Here is a 22,867-nt window from a genome sequence, read left to right as displayed (position 1 = left end):
CTGTGATTTTGATGTGATGAATAACACAAACTCCATAAGCATCGTACACATTTTCTGCAATGTCTGGTCTGAAGATGTTTTATCAGTAAATTATTCGTTTATGATTGATATGAAACCGAGAAGCCAACGTGACTTACAAACGGCTAGGAGTCAGCATGAATAAACTACATAAACTCTTTAAACCCAACTCTGTGGCCGTTATTGGGGCATCTCAAAAAGCATTGCGAGCAGGACATGTTGTGATGCGCAACCTTCTACAAAGTGGATTTGGTGGCGCGATTATGCCAGTAACGCCGCGATATAAAGCCGTATCTGGCGTGATCGCTTACACTGATGTAGCTTCCCTGCCCTATACGCCAGATATTGCAATTTTGTGTACGAACGTTTCACGTAACGAGCAATTGCTTAAAGAGCTAGATGAGAGAGGCACACCGTTTGCGATTGTTATCTCTGATGACCCTAAGCCTTTAGATATCTCATCATTGAACATTCGAGTTTTAGGCCCAAACAGCTTAGGTATCATTCTTCCTTGGCACAATTTTAACTGCACGTTTTCCCCTGTCGCAGCTAAACCCGGAAAAATTGCTTTCATCTCACAATCCGCGGCGGTTTGTACCACGGTTTTAGACTGGGCAAATGATAAGAACATTGGTTTTTCTTCGTTCATTTCAATTGGGCGTGGACAGGATATCGATTTTGCAGATTTGCTCGACTATTTGAGTATGGATGGAAACACAGAAGCTATTCTGCTTTATGTTGATAATATCCAAGACGCTCGCCGATTTATGTCTGCTGCGCGAGCCGCTTCACGTAACCGACGTATATTGGTGCTAAAAGCGGGCCGCTCTAAAGAGATGAATACTTTTGAGCAGCAAGACGGAGATACACTTGACGTAATTTACGATTCTGCTATTCGCAGAACTGGTATGTTACGAGTCAGCAATACGCATGAGCTTTTTGCCGCGGTTGAAACACTCACGCATTCTGTGCCACTTCGTGGAGAGCGTTTAGCGATCATCACCAATGGCGGCGGCCCTGCTGTTATGTCCGTTGATACTTTGATTGAACGTGGTGGCCAACTCGCAACGCTTGATGACGCTTCCATTGAGCAATTACAAGCAGTACTTCCATCCAACTGGCGTGCTCGAAATCCAATTGATCTGTCTGGTGACGCAACCCAAAAACGCTATATTGATACCATTAACGCACTGATGAATAACGACTGTGCAGATGCGATATTGATTATGCATAGTCCTTCTGCTGTTTCTGATCCTCTTGAAACTGCTCAAGCCGTTATTAATGCAATCAAATCTCACCCTCGGCATAAGCATTTTAATATCTTGACCAACTGGTCAGGAGAACAAACGTCGAGAGAAGCGCGACTGGCATTTACTCAAGCAGGTATTCCAACCTATAGAACACCTGAAAGTGCGGTTGTAGCATACATGCACTTGGTCGAATACAGACGAAACCAGAAACAACTAATGGAAACGCCAACGACGGCAGAGCCATTACATTCTGGAAGTGTGAGTTCAGCAAAAGAGTGGGCAAATGAACGACTACTGGATAAAAATACAGTCACCTTAGATACGCATCAAACCAGCCCATTATTTAAGCTGTTCGGGTTTAACGTTTTGCCTACGTGGATTGCATCTGACGACATTGAAGCTGTTCATATGGCAGAAAATATTGGATATCCTGTTGCGGTAAAATTGCGTTCTCCAGACATTCCTCATAAATCGGATGTTCACGGTGTTGCTCTAAATTTAAGAAACAGTCGAGAAGTTTCCAACGCAGCGCTATCCATTTTAGATACCGTAAAGCTCAGTTACCCTTCCGCCAATGTACATGGGCTGTTAGTACAAGGGATGGCAAAGCTCGGCAGCGCTGAAGAGCTACGGATTAGTATTGCAGTAGATAAAGTCTTTGGACCAGTGATCTTGCTTGGTCAAGGCGGCTCTGAGTGGAATATCGCCCAAGATGCCGTCGCTGCACTTCCTCCTTTGAACATGACGCTTGCGCGCTACCTTGTCGTTGTTGCCCTAAAGTCTGGAAAGATTCGCCTGCAGAAACACAAAGATGCGCTCGATATTACTGAGTTGTCGAAGTTCTTGGTTCGTATCTCCCAAATGGCAGTTGAGTTACCAGAAATACAAAAACTGGATATCCATCCAGTGCTAGTGTCCGGAAGCGATTTAACTATCCTTGATGCAGATGTCACACTGTGTAAATACGAAGGAGACGCCCAAAAACGGCTAGCGATTCGCCCTTTCCCGGCAGAGTTTGTCGAAACTGTAACGCTTCGAGATGGCCAACCTATCCTGCTTCGTCCTATCTTGCCTGAGGATGAGCCGCTACATGCTCAATTCATTAATAGCGTATCGAAAGAAGATCTCTATAAACGTTTCTTTTCTGAAGTTGGAGAGTTCAACCATGAGGCTTTGGCAAACTTTACTCAAATCGACTACGACCGCGAAATGGCGTTTGTTGCGGTAGCGTTTAATACTGACGGACCGTCTATCATAGGGGTAGCCCGCGCATTGATTACACCAGACAATAGTGACGCTGAGTTTGCTATTTTGGTTCGTTCAGATTTGAAAGGAAAAGGTTTAGGCAAAGTGCTGATGCAGAAAATAATCAGCTATTGCAAAGTTAAAGGCACAAAGCAAATGTCTGGAATGACCATGCCAACAAACAGAGGAATGTTGATGTTGGCTCAGAACTTGGGGTTTGAGATCGATGTCCAGTTTGCAGACGGTACGGCAGATATGGTGCTCCCTTTAAATTGAAAAGCGCAGCATTAGCGATGACTTTTACTTCTTACATTCGATAATCAATGGGAATCTAAGAAGTAAAAGTTACGTTGTTACTTTAGTTTCCAATTCTTTTTTAAGTACTGAATACACCAGGATTTTGCCTCACCCATAGTGTTCCGGCGCCATGCCAAAATAATATCCATCGGCTGTTCTTCAGTGCCTTCGATTCGTTTCAATACACCACTATCAATAAGAGGTTGTGCAATTTGGCTTGGTAATGTACCAATACCTAAACCTGCAGTGAGCGCTTCTACTTTTGCCGTAAAGTTGGTGACGGTCAAGCGAGGCTGTTTTTGAATGATATTAATTGAGAGCGCTGGTTGCTCACGTGCGGTATCTGCAATAGCAATAATCCGATACTTTTCTCGCGCTGCTTCATCGAACTTACCACTACGCTTGTGAACATAGTGATCAGCGGAAGCTACCCAATACATACTCATTTTACCAATTTTTTCTGACTTAACTTCTTGAGGAAGCGTATCCAGTGATGGGCAAATCAGTAAATCAGCTCTCCCCGTATTCAACGACTCCCAGCTACCAGCCAGAATCTCCTCTTGCAGCCTGACTCGAGTTGAGCTGACCTCGGCCAGCGCATCAACCATCGGGAAAAAGTTGGATATAGGAATAATGCCATCGAAGGCAATGGTAATATCCAGTTCCCAGCCATTCGCCAATAACGTTGCATCGTTCACTAACTTTTCACTGGCTTGTAAAATGGCTCTTCCTCTTTCAAGAATAAGCTTACCTGCTTCAGTAAAATGGGCTTTGTGACCAGAGCGATCGAAGATAATAATGTCTAAGTCTTGCTCGAGTTTCTGGATTTGATAGCTCAGCGATGACGGGGCTCTATCTAACTCATTCGCAGCAGCAGCAAAACTCCCTCTTCGATCAATAGCATCTAGAATATGGAGTGCTTCTAACGTAATTGGACTCTGCACATGGCCTCTCTTAATGTGATATTCATCACATTCGTTGTATTTGGATGAACTTATCAAGAACTAACGACAAATTATATAACATATTGATAACTAAAGACTAGGAATGCTAATAGCCTAAGAAGAAGATTCAATACAAATCAATAAATGACAATGGTAATGATAGTAATTACCATTTAGATCCATTAATATCCGCGTGTTGTTACCTATTATGGATCTAAGGTATTGAAGCCAATGTATAAAAAATCAATTTTGTCAGCCTCCATTTTAGTTGCCCTTTCCCATACTGCTTATGCGGAAGAAGCTTCTAAGTTTGAAGAAGTCGTTGTGTCGGCCACCCGTACCAACCAAACCATAAACACTGTTGCTGCTTCTGTTGCTGTTGTATCAGAGAAAGACATCGAAGAAAACATGGTAAAGGACTTGAATGATCTATTCGAGTATACGCCAGGTGTTACTGTTAATGGCACTCAACGCCAAGGCGTCCAAAGTATTAACATTCGCGGGATGGAAGGTAAACGAGTTAAAATCTTAGTAGACGGTGCATCTCAACCAGGTGTATTCAGCGGTGGACCATATTCGTTTATCAATTCTAGTGCCGTTACTGTCGACCCCGATATGCTAAAGAGTGTCGAAATTGTTAAAGGTGCAGCTTCTAGCCTACATGGTAGTGATGCAATTGGCGGTGTTGTCGCATTCGAAACAAAAGATCCGAAGGATTTCCTCAAAGATGGTAAAGACTTTGGCGGTCAAGCTAAACTCTCTTATTCATCGGAAGATAACTCTTTTAGTGAGCATGTAGCTTTAGCAAAGCGTTTCGGTAATACAGAAGCACTTATAGCCTTTACACGCCGTGATGGTGCAGAGCTACAAAATTTCTCTAAGGCGCCTTACGATAACTATTCTGTGGACAACCAAGATTATTACAAAAACGATCTATTGGTAAAACTTCAATCTCAATTGGATGACGCTCATCGCTTGGAGTTCTTGGGAGAAGTTATTTACAACGAGACTGACTCAGAGATCGCACATAAAAGTTACAAAAACTTCAACGCTGAAGACACAACCAAGCAAAATCGCATTGGGCTCAAGCACATTTGGTTTGCAGATGCAGCTATCTCGGATACGATCACGTCCAAGCTTACATGGATTGGTAAAGAAGAAAACGGCGTGTCTAATCGCTTTATCGAAGCCAGCCCAGGTTACCCACCTTACGTACCGCCTAGTGGTGACAACCAACAGAAAAAAGATTACGAATATACTGAAGACAAATTTGAATTCGAAACTCAGTTAGATAAAGAGATTCAAAATCACTATATTGTTTACGGAATATCGTACAAACATAGTGACATCAGTAATACCAATCGCGAGTTTAATTCCGATCCTGGCACGCCAGATACTGTTTACGTTTACACACCGGATGCAAAAGAAGAAAGCTTTGGTTTATTCTTGCAAGATGAAATTTCGCTTCTTAATGACAAGCTAATTCTGACTCCAGGTGTGCGTTACGATTACTTCTCGACTAATCCTTCAAATACTTCTGAAGAGTCATTCGAGAAGTTTAGCGACTCTGCATTAACTGGTCGTTTAGGAGCAACTTACTCTGTATCGCAACCTGGCACGATCTTCGCGCAAGTGAGCCAAGGGTTCCGAGCGCCATCGTTCGACGAGCTTTACTACACCTACGATAATCCGGCTCATGGCTATACCAACCGCCCTAACCCAAATTTGGGATCTGAAAAGAGTTTGTCTTATGAGCTTGGTTACCGTCATAACACTGCAGCGTCTGCAACTGAAGTAGCGTTCTACTACAGTGATTACAGTGACTTTATTGAGCAAACGTCATCAAACAATGGTGGTTTAACTGAATTCACAAATATCAATATTAGTGAAGCAAACATTAAAGGGGTTGAGCTCTCTAACCGTCTTGATTGGCATGCCATTGCTGGTCTTCCATCAGGCGTGACAACTCGCTTTGTTGCAGCATACACAGAAGGTGAAGATGGTGATGGTAATCCTTTGAACAGTGTAAACCCATGGAATACCGTAGCTGCTGTAAATTACGATTCACCAAATGCACTTTGGGGGACAAGCCTAAAAGTAAACTACACGGCTAAGAAATCGAACAGTGATATCAACTCTGATGGTGATAAAGGCGGAATCAAAGACCAAGTTGCTTTGCCGTCTGCGACAGTCGTTGACTTAACGGCGTACTACAAACCAATGAAAGATATAACCATTCGTGCTGGTGTTATGAATCTAACGAATGAAGAATACCATCTTTGGAACGATATTCGCGGTAAGACTGAGTTAAGTCGAGACAAAACGCAAGCTGAGCGTAATTATAACATTAGTGTTAAATATGAGTTCTAAACCTTAAAAACACAAAAGCCAGCGTAATGCTGGCTTTTTTTATGGCTTTCATTTCAAAAATGTAAAGAAAAGTATGAAAAATGAAAGTTTACTGTTTTGCCATCTCTTTTTTCACCATTACTGCTGCTGCAATGATGAAAGTGATGATCAGACCGAGTTCCATGAACTACCCCAATAGCTATGAGAAAATTTATAACCCAAATTAAGAGTCGGGCATAGTTTAACAGCTCTATATATACTTGCTACCTTTTAACCAGTAATTTACGATTTTTTCCGATTTGGATCAAAAAAGACGCAATCACGCGCCTTTTTGTTACTATTATGTAAATTAAAGATTAGGCATCTGGATAACCTTGAGGGTTAGTAGACTGCCAGCGCCATGTATCGCCAGTCATTTCTTCTAGAGTGCGAGTTGCTTTCCAACCTAACTCATTCATCGCTTTTGATGGATCCGCCCAACACTCTGCAATATCACCTGGACGACGCTCAACAAGTTGGTATGGGACATCTTTACCACTTGCGGCTTCAAATGCTTTCACCATGTCCAGTACACTGTAGCCGTTACCAGTACCGAGGTTATAGATATGAAGGCCAGCTTTGCTACCTACTTTTTCTAATGCAGCAACGTGACCATCGGATAAGTCCATTACATGAATATAATCACGTACGCCTGTGCCATCTTTGGTCGGATAATCACTACCAAACACAGAAAGGAACTCTCTTCGCCCTACCGCAACTTGAGAAACAAACGGCATTAAGTTGTTTGGAATACCTTGAGGATCTTCACCTAGCTCGCCTGTTGGATGTGAACCTACCGGGTTAAAGTAACGAAGAAGTGTAATGCTCCAGTCAGGGTTCGCATTTTGGAAGTCGGTTAAACACTCTTCCACCATTAACTTGCTGCGACCATATGGGTTAGTTGCGCTAGTTGGAAAGTCCTCAGTGATGGGTACAGATGCAGGATCACCGTATACAGTCGCCGATGAACTAAATACCAACGATTTAACTCCGGCTTCGCGCATTGCATCAACCAATACTAAAGTGCCATTAACGTTGTTGTCGTAATACTCTAGAGGTTTTGCTACAGACTCACCGACGGCCTTTAAACCTGCAAAATGGATAACAGCTTCAATATTGTGCGACTTTAGTGCTTCTACCATCGCCAATTTATCTCTGATATCGGCTTGAATGAAGGTTGGCTTTACACCACATACCTTTTCAATTCTATCTAATACCGTAGATTTACTGTTGTACAGGTTGTCTAGAATCACTGGCGTCATGCCAGCTTCGATCATTTGAATACACGTATGACTACCGATATAGCCCATACCACCCGTAACGAGTACTTTCATTTTATTATTCCTTCTGACGCGAATTGAGTTAGTTTAAAGCTTTGACGTTACGATTTAAACTGTCTCTTGTAATTCGCATCCCATTAATATTGCTTGGCCTTTTCCGGCTTTCTTTGCTTGATACATTGCCGTATCCGCACTTTTTAAAACTCGAGTAGCATCGCGCTCATTTACGCCGACTAATTTTACGCCGATACTAACGCCAACTTTGAGTAAGTGACCTTTGTACTCAATTGGAGCACATATGCTCTCGAGCAACTGTTCTGCTATTCGGGTGACCACTTTTTGATTGGCGGGATTTACCAACATGACAAATTCATCACCAGAAAGTCTTGCGATTAAATCACTATGTCTCGTCGCAGATGTTAGACGCTCGGAAACTTTTTTCAAAACTTCATCACCTGCATCATGACCGTAGGTATCGTTAACTTCTTTAAATCCATCCAGATCGAGGTACAAAACTGCAAATTCGTCACGCAAGTATCCAGAGCGTTGTACTAGTTGTTCCAACTCTAAATGGAACTTAGATCGATTGGCTAACCCCGTTAAAGCATCGTGATGAGCTAAATGCTCCAATCGTTCCATCTCTTTTGCGCCGGAAAGGTCGGTAAGAACAATAACCAGATCATAGAAACCATAGTCTTCACACTTAACGATACGATTGACTCGAGCAAACATCGGTACAAACTGACCAATATGGTTCTTCTCGATAACTTCACCTTGCCAAACGCCATAATTTTCTATCGACTCGATGATACTAGGCATCATTTCCTGTAACTTGCGCCACTTTAGCGTTTGGATGAATGACTTCCCAATAAGCTGATCCACCTCTAAGCCGACTAACTTAGTGACGGCAGGGTTTGCCATCGTAATGACACCGCGATGATTAAGAACAATGAGACCATCTTGGCTGCTTTCAAAAACGCGTCCCGCAACACGTTGCCGGTTTATGGCTTCTTCAATTTCGGTGATATCTTGAATCGAAAACAGTAAGTATTCATGTGTCGAGAGGCGACGACTGGTTAGGCTCAACTGCTGTTCGTTATCTGCATTTTTGAGGTGAATATCATCGCACTCTAGGCCTCGACTCAGGATCTGACTCAGCTCATTCGGTGTTTTGGTTTTAATTAGATCACGAATATTGGCATATTTAAGTTCATCTAATTTTTTTTGAAATATTTGCTGGGTCGCCGTATTACAATGAATAACACGTCCGGAATTGTCTGTAATAACTAATGCATGCTGAACAGATTCGATAACCTCTTCTGAAAATGCGCGCTTTTGTTCTAGTGTGTCTAGCGAATGTTGCCGCTGCTTCTCACGTACTGTTAACCTATTCATCATTTGATTGAAAGAGCTCGCGAGGTCTCCAATTTCATCCTTGGCGTAATAGCGAGCTTGATGTTCCGTGTTTCGTCCGTGTGTCACATTCTCTATTACGCGGTTGAGTTCCATCACGGGCTTGAGAACAAGCCTCTCGATACTTATGTAAAAAACAGTGCCACCAGCGATCAGAAACAGAAGAAGTAAAGCGCCATCTTGAAGTAAAGATTGCATGGCTTCTACGATTGGACGATGAGAAAGCGTGACTCTAATGCTACCAATGACATAGCCATCATGGATAATCGGCTCTAGAACATAAAGAAATTTGGTTGATAAGGCATAGCCTAGAGCGTGCAACCTACTTCTTTCGGTTTGACTGGGAACGGGTGCTAGTGCCCCACTTATCTCCATAACAGCGAATGGTTGGTCATCTTGGTCATAAAGTTTGACCCGCGTTACATTTGGCTGGTTTAAAAAGTTGGCGAGAATAGTTTGAGCTTTTTGCTTGTCCTTTGTCGTCAGCGCATCTTTAATTGAGAAAGAAACGTTGTTAATCAACTTTCTTGTCTGCTCGACCAGTTCATGCTTAGACGATTGGTATACAGTATACGAGGTGTAACCTTTTGAGATAACAAAGATAGCCGTTAAAAAGACCAGAAGAGGCCAAATAAGCTTCGCTCGTAATGACATATATATTCCTGTCGCAGACAACCACAAAAATGACAGAAGAACCATTATGCAATCTATCACCCATGAAGGGCGACAAGATTAACACGATGCTAATGCAAAATAACCTTAAATTCTCAAAAATTGGATGGAAAAGAAACGAAATACCTTAAAATTCGGATCAACTCAAATAACGGCAACATCTTTATGGACTAACGTGATCTTTTTCGTCAGCTATCTGCTCAAAAAGCTTCGTTTTCATGATAGAAGAATGAAGTGAGTCACTGAACCTAGATGCATTTTCCTGCATCGTAAACCCATTGCTTGTGTAGAAATAAAACGTATGACATTGAATAAACAGCAACTTACATTGAACTGTGATATGGGCGAGAGCTTTGGCTCTTGGAGTATGGGCGCAGATGAAGACGTGATGCCCCATGTTGATATGGCGAACATCGCGTGTGGTTTTCATGCCTCCGACCCTAATGTCATGCACGACACCATCACCCTAGCGAATGACAACGATGTTGATATTGGCGCACACCCAGGTTACGCCGACCTACAAGGCTTTGGCAGACGAAGCATAAGCATGACGGGTGATGAAATTACGAACATGGTTATATATCAGGTTGGTGCTTTACAAGCATTATGCCGGGCGCAATACACAGACATCAGTTACATAAAGCCTCATGGCGCTCTATACAACGACATGATGAAAAGTGATGCGATATTTAGAGCGGTAGTAAAGGCGGCAGCACTGTTCAAAGTACCGTTAATGATCCTAGCTTCACAGGAAAACGAAAAATACTTAGAAATCGCAGACGATTATGATGTTCCCTTGCTATTTGAAGCATTTGCAGATCGTTTGTACCAAGATGACGGCTTACTGACTCCTAGAACACAGCCCAATGCCGTGTTAAAAAGCGAGCACGCGATACTTGAGCAAGTCCGGACCTTAGCTGACTCTGGGCGTGTCAAAACCGCTTCAGGCGGTTACATATTATTGGAAGCCGACACAATTTGTGTTCATGGTGACAATGAAGAGTCGATCGCGCTGATCCAAAAGATCCGCCAAAGCCTATACGCTGGAGGAAATTAATGCATAAAGAGAAATTTAATATCTCTTTGATCTCCGAGTGCAGTATTTTCATTAAGTTTGATGAGAGTATTTCTGAAAATGCAGTCGGAGAGCTTGCTCGCAGCATAAGAGAAACTTTCGCTTCAATTGTTATGAACGTTGTCCCCTCCTATCAAACTATTCTCATTGATTACTTACCTTTTCGAATCAACGAAAAGAACTTAGCCAATGAGCTGCAACAAATCGTGAGCCAGTTTGATACTCAATCACTTAAGCTTTCCCAGCCGAATCACATTACTATCCCTGTATATTACACTGAAGAAACCGCGTTAGATCTATCTCGTTTTAAAAAGCGAGGTCTGTCATTAGACGATCTTATTACCCTGCATACGAAAACCGAGTACGCGGTTTCTGCAATTGGCTTTGCTCCAGGCTTTGCATTTCTCTCGGACGTTGATACTCAATTGCACATGGCAAGGCTTGCCACACCAAGAACTCACGTGCCGGCCGGAAGTGTCGGAATCGCAGACTCTAAAACGGCCGTCTATCCATCAGATAGTCCTGGCGGATGGAACATTATTGGTAAAAGCCCGCTTGCGCTCTTCTCCGACTCTCCTCCTTTTATACCGTTTGAAGTGGGTGACAAGGTCACCTTTAATGCTATTTCAAAACAAGAGTTTATCGATTTAGGAGGCGTACTATGAGTTACGGTGGACTACTGGTGGAAAAGCCAGGACCGCTCTCTTTAGTTCAAGACTTTGGTCGTTTTGGCTTAGCGCATGTCGGTGTGACTCAAGGTGGCCCGGTCGACGACTATGCTTACAGTTGGGCCAACCATTTGCTTGGTAACGTAGTCAATTGCGTTGCGATTGAAATTACTCTGGGTAACGCTTGTTTTATTGCATTGCATAACTGCCACCTTGCTATATGTGGCGGTGATTTAAATGCAAAAATAGATGGTGAACCTATTTCAAATTGGTCTGACTTTACGTTGAAAAAAGGACAGAAGCTTCAGTTCGGAGTCGCAAGAAATGGACTTCGCTCCTACCTAGCGGTTAAAGGTGGATTCAATGTTGCTCAGCACTTAGGAAGCGCATCGACCGTCTCGAGAGAATCTCTAGGTGGTTATGATTCAAATGGTGGCGCTTTGAAAGCTGGCGATATTCTTCCCTTTGTCCCTCATAACTTACCGAAACGTAAACCAAGGCAAATGACGTTTCGCTTTAAGCCAGATTACAACTTACCCATTAAGTTGAGAGTGATTGAAGGCTATCAGAACGAGGACTTTGATGAAGACGCTCGCCAAGCATTTTACAACAAAGCATTCATCATCTCCCCCAATTCGAATCGCATGGGCTACCGTCTTGAGGGCAATAACATTCGTCCACCTTACGAAGGCGTACTATCAGAGGGAATTGCGTTAGGTTCAATTCAAATACCTAGCGATGGTAACCCTATTGTGCTGCTCAACGATCACCAGACTATTGGCGGGTATCCTAAATTTGGCTGCGTAGCTCGTATTGATTTACCTAGACTGGCACAGGCGAAACCCGGACAAAAAGTCAATTTTGTGAAAGGAGACAGACTAGGCTTGCAAGAAGTATGGTGCCAATGGGCTCAGTTTTTTGGGTATTAATACAACCACTGAGCCCAAACACAGCCGATTATGCAGGCATACCATAACGCACTGCTAAAGCTTGAGGATAGCCTCGCTCTTGAGTGAGTTTAATCGCGTACTGCTCGACCTCTTTTTCAGACCACTTTACAGCGACCGGATGCTGTGTTTCCACATTTTGGTTAGGATCGATGTCAAACCAGAATTGAAGCATTTTTTGCGCTGCGAGTAGTGTCGATGACGCTTTTACCACCTCTATTCTCGCGTAGTGATTATCTTCAAAAGTCACATCTGCCGCTCTGAGTACTGGATCTGTTCCGGGAATTTGCTGAGCGCCAAATAATGCTTTTCCTCCTTTTACAGCAGAGTGATAGTCGGGAATGAACTGTGCCATGTGTTTGATGGCGTTGTTCGTTCGCTCTTCTAACACTTCTTCTCTCCAGCCGTTACGGATCTTCGAGAGTAAAGGCATAGGCAGTTCAGGTTGAGCAGATGAGTTCGTGCTCTCCACTAAACCATCTTCAAACAGCGTGATTCCTTTTGTCATACCATGAAGTTGAAAGTAACCATCGCCATAAGGCGTCAATTGAGCCATTCCTTTATCGGTTCCACGCGGGCCATGAAAAATAACTTCTGGCCATTGTTGTTGACAGTCTGCCCACCTCGTAACGTAAGCGGCTTTAAACTCCACCAACCTGTCTCGCTTGGCACCAACTGTGTTGTCAATTGAGCCTGTTTCAAAGCCACACGCGTTAACCAAGTAGTCGCATGTCATCAGGTAATCGATACCTTCACGTTCATAGCCAAGTTGCCAGTGTTCCCCCATCCAATCGGCTTGCTTAAACGTTGCTTGTGTGAAGACCGAAGCATTAGGAAGCGTATCTAGTGTTAAGTTGGCAATTGCGGCGAGGCGAAAAACACTCCAACCATATTCTTGAACTGCGACAACAGGATACTTTAGCGCTTCAAGATCAGCATGTTGAGCAAAAGGAATGCACCACTCATCGAAGTTTGTAGGATGACTTGGTTGAGTACGTTGCGCGAGAGCTTCTAGCTCCGCTTTTGAATACAGTTTGTAGTATTCGCTTGGTTCGCCGAGCACTTTATTACTCTCATCTTTATCAACGAGCGTCTGATAAGCACTTTTCACAACCTCTAATCGCGGAATTAGTGTGGATGGGTCTCCACCATCGGAATGAGGAACCGCGATGATTGTCGGACGAATATTCAGTGAAAGCGGATACAGGCGAACAGTATCAATAGATTGTGCTAACAAGTCTAAGCATTGTTGCTCGGAAATCTCTCGATATAAATTACCACCAGCATGCAAATGACAAATGGGTGGACCATTTACTAGTGATACGCCCTTCTCTATTACGGAAACTTTAAAACCCAGCTCCGCAAAATGAATTGCTGCTGTTGCACCTGCTACACCGCCACCAACAACAGCGATATGCTTATCTTTATAACTTGGAAACTCAGACTTCATTGCTTCACTAAAAATTTTATAAGGAAAATTCTTTACTAACGGTGGATTCTACTCGTGTTTGGACTTGATTAAAATCACAAAAAGTTCATGGGTTTGCGAAATATCCAACATCGCCTGTAAAGTGCATTAAAGTAGAAAAAATTTGCGAAAAAGTACTTGACGACATGGTTAAGAAGACACTTTTTTGTGTCTATGTGAATAAGAATTTCACTGTAAGACCCATGGCGCAAAGCCTGCAGAAACACCCCACTTTTTACACCATTTAGTTATCCCAAAAGTTATCCACTGTTTTTGTGGATAACTAAAATAAAAGTGTCATGGAGTGTTCCAAATTTGATAACACTCGCTGCGATTAAGTGTTTACTGGCGTTAACAATCTTTTCAACAAACTCATCACTACAAGTGCTAACGTAACAAATGTTGCAAGCGGTAAAGCTATCCACAATTCGGGGTGAATTTGTGCATTGAGATCGAATCCATATGTCATGACTGCGGCCACACAAACTTCCGCAGCGAATACCGCAACACCACTAGCAATCAACGCCATAATTCCGTACTCGGCCCACAGGGTTGTGTTGATCCGTTTCTTACTTGAACCTAATGTGCGATACAAACGAATCTCTTGTTGACGTTGGGACAAGCTTAACCTCAGTAGAGTAAAGATGAGCAGCAGACCAGCAACAACGCCTAAAAGAGCAAGGATGGTGATTGCTGATACGATTTGCTGAATCAAAGCCTGAATTTTCTCGCCCATAGTTCGGATATCTAAAACAGAGACCGTTGGGTGAGCACGTGACATTGACGTCAACAACGCTTCATTTCCTTCTTCAATCCTATAACTGATGAGGTAAGAACCAGGTAAATTAGCCATCACGTCAGATGAGAAAATAAAATAAAAGTTAGGCTTCATGTCACGCCATTCGACATAACGGATGGTATCCACTACTGCATCGTAATTCTCACTGTTTATTACAAAGCGCAGCGTATCACCGAGTTTGATGCCTAAGTCATTTGCTACATCCGCTTCTACAGATACACTCCCTTTGTTTGTCCATTCACCCGAAAGCACATCATTATATTCTGGTAGGCTGTCTCCCCATGTCAGGTTTAGCTCTCGACGTATCGCGTCAGAACCTTCTCCTTCGTACCCAACCTCTTTGACGTTTTGACCGTTGATCTCTGTTAGTCGTCCACGAATTATTGGATAAGCTTGTGACCGCGTAACTCCATTTTTATCTAGGGTTTCTAGGTAGTTATCGAGCTCATAATCACCAATGTTTAAAGCGAACACATTTGGCGCGTCTGCAGGTAAGGTTCTCTCCCAATCAGCGAGAATATCGCTGCGCACAAGCCAAATGATAGACAGCAACATCAAAGATAATGCCAAAGCACCAAACTGCAGACCGCTGGTTACTGGCGTCCGGTTGATACGACTCAACGCAAGCTTCATTGCAGGATGGGTTGACACACGTGCAAACAGCTTTGTGAGTGTGACGCTAACTGCTGCGAGTACCACAAACAGTACCGCTATACCAGTGAGTACGATCCAAACTAAGGTGTTATCTGCATACAGTAAAAGCAGTGGAACAACGGGAACTAGAACAAGTAACATTCGCTTCCAAGAACGTTGCGCTTTACCCTGCTGTAGCACTTCTAGCGCGGGAGTTTTAATCAAGCCTAACAATGGTATACCGAGAGCAGGCACCGTAATCAAGACTGCTGAGATAAATGCCACCAAAAATGGTGTGACACCGTAACCAGGGAGTGGATCGGGTAATAAGTCTTTGAGTGGAATACGTAATAAATATTCCAGCCCGCTCCCTAACAATAGACCGACGACACTGGCACTAATGAGAAGGATTGTGACTTGAATAAATAACCACTTTTCAATCCATCGGCGGCTCGCACCAAGACTTTTCAACATCGCAATAGTTTGTGTCCGGCTGTTCACGTAATTTTGACAAGTAAGAACCAATGTTGTCGCCGCCATAATGATGACAATCGCTACGGTCAAAGACAGATACTGCGTCGTACGTTCAAAAACCTCATTACTACGACTCGCAGTATCTTGCGTGCGCCAGCGATCGCTCGGAGAAAGCTGCGTATCATCTTGTAAGCTCTTTAGTGTTTTATCATCGGCTTGTAAAAACAGACGGTATTGAACTCGGCTCCCAACTTGAATTGCTCCTGTTTTATCTACGTCACTTTGATGAATGTATGCAGAAGGCATTTGCTGAAATGGATTAAAGCTCAAGCCAGGTTCCATCAATACTGCGCCTGATACAGTAAACTCGGCATCGCCTATCGTGACACTGTCACCTAGCTTTACGCTTAGTTGAGTCATAATCCGCTCATCAAGCCAAAGTTGGTTCTCTTTAACGCGACCGGCCGGATTATTTTCAAGAACGAGCTCTCCCATTAAAGGGTAATTATCATCCACTGCCCTTACAGAAATAAGCTGCATACCATCATCGCTAAATGCCATAGTGGCAAATCGCGTCATCATCGAACGTTCAAGGCTTTCAGTCGAGGTTAACAACGTGTCCGGAATGGGATTAGCAGACACAAACACCGCATCTGCCGTTAATGCGTCCTTCCCCTGCTTGACGATCACCTGCTCCATTCGTTCTGCTAATGCAGAAAGCGCAAAGATACTCGCAATCACGAGAATAAGAGCAACGCTAATAGGCCAAAGATTCCCCTGCCTTATTTCGCCGAAACTCCAGCGTATCAAACTTTTATTCGACGAGTGCTGTGTTGTACTGTTTTGCTCTGTGGATGTTGCTTCACTTGATGATACTGCAGACATTATATCTCCTCCTTAAGCTCACCCGCCTCCATACGATAGATACGGTCACATCGGCTTGCTAGATGACCATCGTGTGTTACTAAAATCAGAGTTGTCCCGTGCTGTTCATTAAGATCGAATAGCAGCTCAATCACTTTGTCTGCGGTTTGATGGTCAAGATTGCCGGTAGGCTCGTCTGCGAACAACAGCTCAGGCTGTGTCATAAATGCACGCGCTAGCGCAACTCGCTGTTGTTCACCACCAGATAACTGGCTTGGTAAATGGTCGACACGTTTTTCCAATCCAACAGCAGCTAATAATTCCGCTGCTCTTGCTTCATCTTCGGCTTCACCACGTAAAAGACAAGGAAGCGTGACATTACGTAATGCACTCAAACTCGGGATTAACAGGAAACTTTGGAAAACGAAACCTAAAGAGTCAGCCCGGATTTTCGCACGAGCTTCATCGTCCAGTTTTGATAATTCATGACCTAATAAAGTAATTTCGCCTGATGTCGGCGTATCAAGACCAGCTAGCAACGTCATCAATGTTGACTTACCTGCACCGGAAGTTCCGACGATGGCGATTTTTTCTCCTTTTCGGATGTCAACATTTACGTCTTTGAGGATTGTTAATTGTTCTTGATTAGTAGAGACTTGTTTAGAAACCAAATTGGCTTGAACAATAGGTGCATTAAGTACAGGTGTTTGCATGATTCGTATACTTTCCTTGGTTCTATTTTTTTGTTTTTCCGCTACTGCACATGCGAGCGAAAAGCTACTTGTCTTGGGTGATAGCTTGAGTGCAGGCTATCAGATGCCGATCGAAGAGAGTTGGCCTAGCTTACTCCCTGATGCGTTGTCAGAACATGGTCAAGATGTAACAGTTATTAATGCCAGCATTTCTGGCGATACAACCGGCAATGGCTTAGCACGGTTACCTCAGTTGCTAACTCAGCATAGCCCTGACATGGTACTTATTGAGTTAGGTGCCAACGATGGCCTGAGAGGTTTCCCTCCTAAACTTATTACGTCGAATCTTTCAAAAATGATTACCATGATAAAAGATTCTGGTGCGGACGTTGTCATGATGCAAATTCGGGTTCCGCCTAATTATGGTAAGCGCTATAGCGATATGTTTTACGATATCTACCCTAAGCTTGCACAGCATCAACAAGTTGCCTTGATGCCATTCTTCTTAGAGCATGTTGTCACCAAACCAGAATGGATGATGGATGATGGCCTTCACCCAAAACCAGATGCACAACCTTGGATCGCTGATTTCGTTGCTCAAGAATTAATTAAACATCTCTAATTTTAATGGTCTAGCTCAATAAGTTTTACGTAACTTTACGTTAATCTATTTTCAATTCCACTCATCGAGGATAGATAACAACATGCGAATAGAACCGTTAATTCAAGGTGTTGTTGCTCGCTCTGCGCACCCCAAAGGGTGTCATGCATCTATTAAAGAGCAAATTGAATACGTAAAACGCGCCCCACAGATCAAAAAAGGCCCAAAACGGGTTTTGATTATTGGTGCCTCCTCTGGTTTCGGCCTAGCGGCACGAATCGCCCTAACGTTCGGTGGCGCTAACGCCGATACCATTGGCGTCTCATTTGAGCGTGGACCTTCAGAGAAAGGGGTTGGGAGTGCGGGTTGGTATAACAACGTCTTTTTTAAGCAAGAGGCAAATCAAGCCGGGCGTACCGCAATAAATATTGTTGGCGATGCATTCTCTGGTTCGGTGCGCAATCAAGTGATTGAAGCCATTGAAACGTACTTTGAGGGTGAAGTTGACTTAGTCATCTATAGCTTGGCAACCGGTGTTCGACCTAAACCTGAATCTGATGAGTTTTGGCGCAGTGTCATTAAACCGATTGGTGAGCCTGTCACTGGCGCTTCTATCATGCTGGAGAACGATAAGTGGATAGAAACCACCTTAACGCCTGCAACAGAAGAGGAAGCCAATGCCACCATAAAAGTAATGGGCGGCGAAGACTGGGAAAGCTGGATTGACACACTCATCAATAACGACTCTATCGCAAACGGCTGCAAAACCATCGCCTTTTCTTACATGGGCCCTGACATTACGCACCCAATTTATCTCGATGGTACGTTAGGTCGAGCGAAAATCGATTTACACCAAACCAGTCATTCATTAAACCTCAAACTCGCCAACTTTGACGGCGGTGCTTACGCAACCGTGTGTAAGGCGTTGGTGACGAAAGCCAGTGTGTTCATCCCTGCTCTAAGCCCTTACCTGTTAGCGCTTTATCGAGTGATGAAGGAAAAAGGTACTCACGAACGCTGTATTGAACAAATGCAGCGACTGTTTACTACGAAGTTATACGATCAAGAGAAAGTGCCAGTTGACGGTGAACGCTTGATTCGAATAGATGACTTGGAACTTGAACCGCAAGTTCAACAAGAAGTCCACGCTCTTTTAGAACAGATGAATGCTGATAACTTTAAAGAGATTGGTGATTACCAAGGTTTTAAAGATGAGTTTATGAAGCTCAATGGCTTTAACTTTGAATATGTCGACTATTCGCAAGACATTTCTATTGAATCGTTAATGTCGCTTAAGCCTTGATGCTTGTTATCTGTTTCAAGGATGAGATATGTGACAACTATTCCTAGTCCTGAACACTTTTCAGGACTTTTTTTTGTTTCGAGCCCTAGCCACCCTATACTTAATTAAAAAGCGAGAACAAAATAGAGCAGTCTGCATTTTTAATTCACAGGAAGTGAAACCACGTAAAGGATGACCTATATGGGGAGATTGCAAACATTAGACTACGAAATCCCTGAGTCTATGCGAAGAAGTTGGCAGGAAATCGTCAACTTACTGGCTCAAATAACGCACGTACCCACCACATTAATTATGCGTATCCATCCAGATCGCATAGAAGTAAATACATCCAGCGAAACTATAGGTAATCCTTATCGTACTGGCGATACTGAGTTGCTTGGCAACGGTTTGTATTGTGAGCATGTCATAAAACACAAAAGTGAACTTATTGTCCCAAACGCTCTTGAAGATGAAGAGTGGCAAAATAATCCTGATATCAAACTAGGTATGATCTCTTATTGCGGCTTACCGCTATTCTGGCCAAATGGAGAGACGTTTGGAACTATTTGCATGCTTGATTCTAAGGAGAATGAATACTGCGACACTTACCGGCAATTGCTTGGGACTTTTAAAGATTCAATCGAAGCGCAGCTTTCCATCGTGCATCAGCAACACAAACTTCAGCGTCTTAACAACGAACTCAAAAATAGAGTTGAGAATCGCACTACAGATTTGGCGCAGTTAAGTTATTCCCTAACGCAAGAGATTGATCGTCGCAGAGCCGCTGAAAAGCAGGTGAGCTACCAAAAAACACACGATCAGGGAACTGGATTCCTAAACCGAGCAGCACTCGAAAATATAGTCAGTGACACACTCAGAACGTTAGATCACAGTCAGCAATCATTAATCGTAATAAACATTGGTTTTAGCAATGCACGCAGTATCCAAACCCGTTATGGCTTTGAAGCTTTCGACGAAATATTGAAAGAGTTTCGGTATCGTCTTGGTAAGCGGGAGTCTAGACATTTTGTTACGGGGAGGCCTAGCTCCAATGATCTCGTATTGCTCGTTTGGGGCACAGACATCGATATAAAATTGCATCAGCTACTGAATGATATTACCGATATTGGTATGGGAAGTTTTTATGTAAAAGACACAGAGGTTCACCTAAACTCTTACATTGGTGTTGTACAAGCTCACCGAACCAGCAATGCTAAACAACTACTCCAGAACGCATGTTATGCCATGCTTTTGTGTAAAGAATCTGGCGAAGCGTATAGTTATTTTTGTGAAAGCCATTCAAATGAACTCAACAACCACAATCAACTGGAAAGCTACTTATTGCAAGCGGTAAGAAACGACGACCTAATGCTCTACTTTCAGCCCAAAGTGCACCCTCAAACCCACAAGTGGATTGGCGCAGAAGCGTTACTACGCTGGAGGCATCCAATACTTGGCGACGTATCCAACGAAGCATTAATACATATGGCTGAACAAAACGGGCTTATCTTTGAAGTTGGCTCTTTTGTTCTTCGAACCGCGATAGACAAAGCAAAACAATGGTCTGAGTTAATCGATAACTTCAAAATGGCCGTCAACGTTTCTCCCATTCAATTACAAAACGTAAATTTTGCAGAACAAGTGCAACACCTACTCGACACTTTCCATTTGCCAGCACACTTTCTCGAACTCGAAGTAACCGAGAGCGCTCTAATTGCTGATGAAATAGTAGCACGCACAACGTTAAATAAGTTGCACAAACTAGGTGTGACATTGTCACTTGATGATTTTGGTACAGGATATGCCTCATTCAGCTATTTAAAGAAATATCCGTTTGATGCCATCAAAATTGATAAAAGCTTCGTCCAGCAAATGGAAAAGTCAGATGATGATCGCGAGATCATTTGTTCAATCATACACATTGCAAAAAAACTGGAACTCCAAGTAGTGATCGAGGGCATTGAATCCCACCAACAAGAGCAGTTTCTTATTGGTGAGGGTTGTGATATCGGACAAGGTTTTCTTTATGGTAAACCTATGCCTTGTAATGAATTTGAGCAAAGTTTGTTTAATCAGCGCCTTTCTGGCGGGCAATACGCCTACTCTTCCTAAGCATTCTCTTTACTATGAGGGCGGTGGTTTCTATAATCGCCGCCCGCTTCTATTAAAAGGCCAATATCTTCATGGATCAGTTGACTGCCACGCTTAAGAAAATTGAAAAGCAGAACTACCGAGCTTATCAGCAAATCAAAGGTCAATACGACTTCACTGATTTCACTTTGTTTATCGATCATGTACAGGGTGACCCTTATGCATCGGCGTCACGTTTTCGTGCGACTCGCGCATGGTCTTTGACTGGTCTTGAGTGGCTAAGAGACGAGTCTCCTGCATTTCAAAGAGCTGCACGTGATTTTATTGCGCGTAGTTTTGAACAGTTTGCTAAACAAGAAAACTCAGTATCAATTTCACTGACAGGCCAAACTGTACTGGATAGCACCGCGGTGTTGTTTACTGAAGAAGGTATTGAACTGCGTTTTCGAGTTAACTTACCAGCTGAAGGTCGTTCAGTATTGGGGAAAAAAGCCAACAACATACTGACTTTCCACCTGCCTAAGTTTATCCGTCGAGCAACTTTAGAGCGTGAACTCGACAAAGCCGCTTTAATTAAGCACTGCCAAGTTGTTGAAGACCAAGATGCCCTACGAGAACAGTTAGAGGCCAATAACTTAGTCGCGTTTGTCGCAAACGGCAGTATTCTTCCTCGAATTGCAGGTAATTGCGACCTTCCAATGAAAGAAGCCGTTGAGTTTAAAGCCCCTGAATCTCTACAAGTCACTTTACATGCGCCAAACAAGGGCCATGTCACAGGATTAGGAATTCCAAAAGGTATCACACTGATTGTGGGTGGTGGCTTCCACGGTAAATCTACCTTATTAAATGCAATAGAGCGTTCAATTTACGATCATATTCCAGGAGATGGTCGCGAATACATTGTTGCCGATAACAAGGCTATGAAGATTCGTGCCGAAGATGGCCGATGCGTACACCACTTGAACCTGTCGAACTACATCAACCATTTACCAATGGGTAAAGATACGGCGGACTTTTCTACTCAAGACGCATCAGGCTCAACGTCGCAAGCCGCTTGGCTTCAAGAGTCTATTGAAGCGGGTTCAAGCACATTATTGATTGATGAAGATACTTCTGCTACCAACTTCATGATTAGAGATGAGCGTATGCAGGCATTGGTGGCAAAAGGTGATGAGCCAATTACTCCTCTCGTCGACCGCATTGGTCAATTACGAGATGATCTTGATATCTCTACCATTATCGTTATGGGTGGGTCGGGCGACTACTTAGACGTTGCCGATACCGTCATTCAAATGCACGACTACCAAGCCGTTGATGTGACTGAAAAAGCGAAAGAAGTTATCGCTCAGCACCCTACTCAACGCCATAACGAGTCAGAAGAACGTTTACAGACCTTCCCACCTCGAGCACTGAACCGCGTTGCGTTGATGAATATTCTGACTGACGGCAAGTTCCGTGTGAATGCGAAAGGCAAAGAGTCACTTCGATTTGGTAAAGAGTTTACTGATCTTAGCGCTTTGGAACAGATAGAGTCAGCCGATGAAGTCAACACAATTGGCTGGTTATGGTTCCAAATTGCTCAACTTCCAGGTTGGTGTAATCATCCGGCGAAGGAGATTGAAGAAATGCTGTCTGGTGAGTGGCATGCCGCTCTTCCTGAGCAAGGCGACTTAGCCAAACCACGCACACTAGACGTTATGGCTGCCCTCAACCGCATGCGAAAATCTCAGTTTAAGTCATCATGCTAGTTTTGATACGCTGACAGA

The 22,867-nt window shown here is 43.4% G+C and carries 15 protein-coding genes; 9 read left to right on the top strand and 6 right to left on the bottom strand.

Annotation, left to right across the window (positions count from 1 at the left end):
* The first annotated feature begins 155 nt into the window (after nucleotides 1-155).
* Entirely contained in the window at nucleotides 156-2,789 is a 2,634-nt protein-coding gene (locus tag R7M92_RS05350; protein WP_318132888.1) for a bifunctional acetate--CoA ligase family protein/GNAT family N-acetyltransferase, read from the top strand.
* 77 nt (nucleotides 2,790-2,866) lie between these two features.
* On the opposite strand, the gene R7M92_RS05345 is transcribed toward R7M92_RS05350, so the two are convergent.
* On the bottom strand, nucleotides 2,867-3,754 hold the full coding sequence (locus R7M92_RS05345) for a LysR family transcriptional regulator (RefSeq protein ID WP_017634152.1): 888 nt from the start codon (nucleotides 3,752-3,754) through the stop codon (nucleotides 2,867-2,869).
* A 231-nt stretch (nucleotides 3,755-3,985) separates the two neighbouring features.
* Between R7M92_RS05345 and R7M92_RS05340 the strand changes: the two genes are divergently transcribed.
* The gene (locus R7M92_RS05340; RefSeq protein WP_318132887.1) at nucleotides 3,986-6,124 is read left to right on the top strand and encodes a TonB-dependent hemoglobin/transferrin/lactoferrin family receptor; all 2,139 of its coding nucleotides are present in this window, start codon (nucleotides 3,986-3,988) and stop codon (nucleotides 6,122-6,124) included.
* Between the two features lie 335 nt (nucleotides 6,125-6,459).
* Here the strand turns inward: R7M92_RS05340 and galE are convergent, their stop codons facing one another.
* The gene (gene galE / locus R7M92_RS05335; RefSeq protein WP_005386320.1) at nucleotides 6,460-7,476 is read right to left on the bottom strand and encodes a UDP-glucose 4-epimerase GalE; all 1,017 of its coding nucleotides are present in this window, start codon (nucleotides 7,474-7,476) and stop codon (nucleotides 6,460-6,462) included.
* Nucleotides 7,477-7,530: 54 nt separating this feature from the next.
* Nucleotides 7,531-9,489, bottom strand: coding sequence for a diguanylate cyclase domain-containing protein (locus R7M92_RS05330; RefSeq protein WP_154204381.1), 1,959 nt, complete (start codon nucleotides 9,487-9,489; stop codon nucleotides 7,531-7,533).
* 319 nt (nucleotides 9,490-9,808) lie between these two features.
* Between R7M92_RS05330 and R7M92_RS05325 the strand changes: the two genes are divergently transcribed.
* Genes R7M92_RS05325 through R7M92_RS05315 form a run of 3 tightly spaced genes read left to right on the top strand, consistent with a single transcriptional unit; the run spans nucleotide 9,809 to nucleotide 12,179 of the window.
* Complete coding sequence (locus R7M92_RS05325; RefSeq protein WP_005386314.1) at nucleotides 9,809-10,564, top strand: 5-oxoprolinase subunit PxpA; 756 nt, start codon at nucleotides 9,809-9,811, stop codon at nucleotides 10,562-10,564.
* Nucleotides 10,564-11,247 (top strand): 5-oxoprolinase subunit B family protein, encoded by a 684-nt coding sequence (locus R7M92_RS05320; RefSeq protein WP_154204380.1) that lies wholly within the window; start codon nucleotides 10,564-10,566, stop codon nucleotides 11,245-11,247. The genes R7M92_RS05325 and R7M92_RS05320 overlap by 1 nt, the downstream gene beginning before the upstream one ends.
* Nucleotides 11,244-12,179, top strand: a complete 936-nt coding sequence (locus R7M92_RS05315) for a biotin-dependent carboxyltransferase family protein (protein ID WP_104976091.1) — start codon at nucleotides 11,244-11,246, stop codon at nucleotides 12,177-12,179. Before R7M92_RS05320 ends, R7M92_RS05315 begins: the two co-directional genes overlap by 4 nt.
* A 28-nt stretch (nucleotides 12,180-12,207) precedes the next feature.
* On the opposite strand, the gene R7M92_RS05310 is transcribed toward R7M92_RS05315, so the two are convergent.
* The 3 genes from R7M92_RS05310 to R7M92_RS05300 all read right to left on the bottom strand — a co-directional run bounded on the left by R7M92_RS05310 (nucleotide 12,208) and on the right by R7M92_RS05300 (nucleotide 17,148).
* A complete protein-coding gene (locus tag R7M92_RS05310) occupies nucleotides 12,208-13,647 on the bottom strand; it encodes an FAD-dependent oxidoreductase (protein ID WP_154204379.1) in 1,440 nt (479 codons plus the stop codon).
* A 352-nt stretch (nucleotides 13,648-13,999) separates the two neighbouring features.
* Complete coding sequence (locus tag R7M92_RS05305) at nucleotides 14,000-16,456, bottom strand: ABC transporter permease (RefSeq protein WP_195723042.1); 2,457 nt, start codon at nucleotides 16,454-16,456, stop codon at nucleotides 14,000-14,002.
* Nucleotides 16,456-17,148 carry an ABC transporter ATP-binding protein gene (locus R7M92_RS05300; protein WP_005376323.1) on the bottom strand — a complete coding sequence of 231 codons (693 nt, stop codon included), beginning with the start codon at nucleotides 17,146-17,148 and terminating at the stop codon, nucleotides 16,456-16,458. Before R7M92_RS05300 ends, R7M92_RS05305 begins: the two co-directional genes overlap by 1 nt.
* On the opposite strand from R7M92_RS05300, the gene tesA reads away from it, so the two are divergent.
* From tesA to R7M92_RS05280, 4 genes are all read left to right on the top strand, one after another.
* On the top strand, nucleotides 17,147-17,749 hold the full coding sequence (gene tesA, locus R7M92_RS05295; protein WP_005376324.1) for a multifunctional acyl-CoA thioesterase I/protease I/lysophospholipase L1: 603 nt from the start codon (nucleotides 17,147-17,149) through the stop codon (nucleotides 17,747-17,749). The two genes, R7M92_RS05300 and tesA, sit on opposite strands and share 2 nt — an antisense overlap.
* Before the next feature lie 82 nt (nucleotides 17,750-17,831).
* Complete coding sequence (gene fabV, locus R7M92_RS05290) at nucleotides 17,832-19,031, top strand: enoyl-ACP reductase FabV (protein WP_154204362.1); 1,200 nt, start codon at nucleotides 17,832-17,834, stop codon at nucleotides 19,029-19,031.
* A gap of 180 nt (nucleotides 19,032-19,211) precedes the next feature.
* On the top strand, nucleotides 19,212-21,122 hold the full coding sequence (locus tag R7M92_RS05285; RefSeq protein ID WP_154204361.1) for an EAL domain-containing protein: 1,911 nt from the start codon (nucleotides 19,212-19,214) through the stop codon (nucleotides 21,120-21,122).
* Nucleotides 21,123-21,193: 71 nt separating this feature from the next.
* A complete protein-coding gene (locus R7M92_RS05280) occupies nucleotides 21,194-22,849 on the top strand; it encodes an ABC-ATPase domain-containing protein (RefSeq protein ID WP_318132882.1) in 1,656 nt (551 codons plus the stop codon).
* Nucleotides 22,850-22,867 lie beyond the last annotated feature (18 nt).

The sequence above is a fragment of the Vibrio sp. Vb2880 genome (assembly GCF_033337975.1).
In the GTDB taxonomy this organism is placed as follows: Bacteria; Pseudomonadota; Gammaproteobacteria; order Enterobacterales; family Vibrionaceae; genus Vibrio; species Vibrio alginolyticus.
Note: the sequence above shows the minus strand (reverse complement) of the source record. Positions and strands in the feature narration are given on the sequence as shown.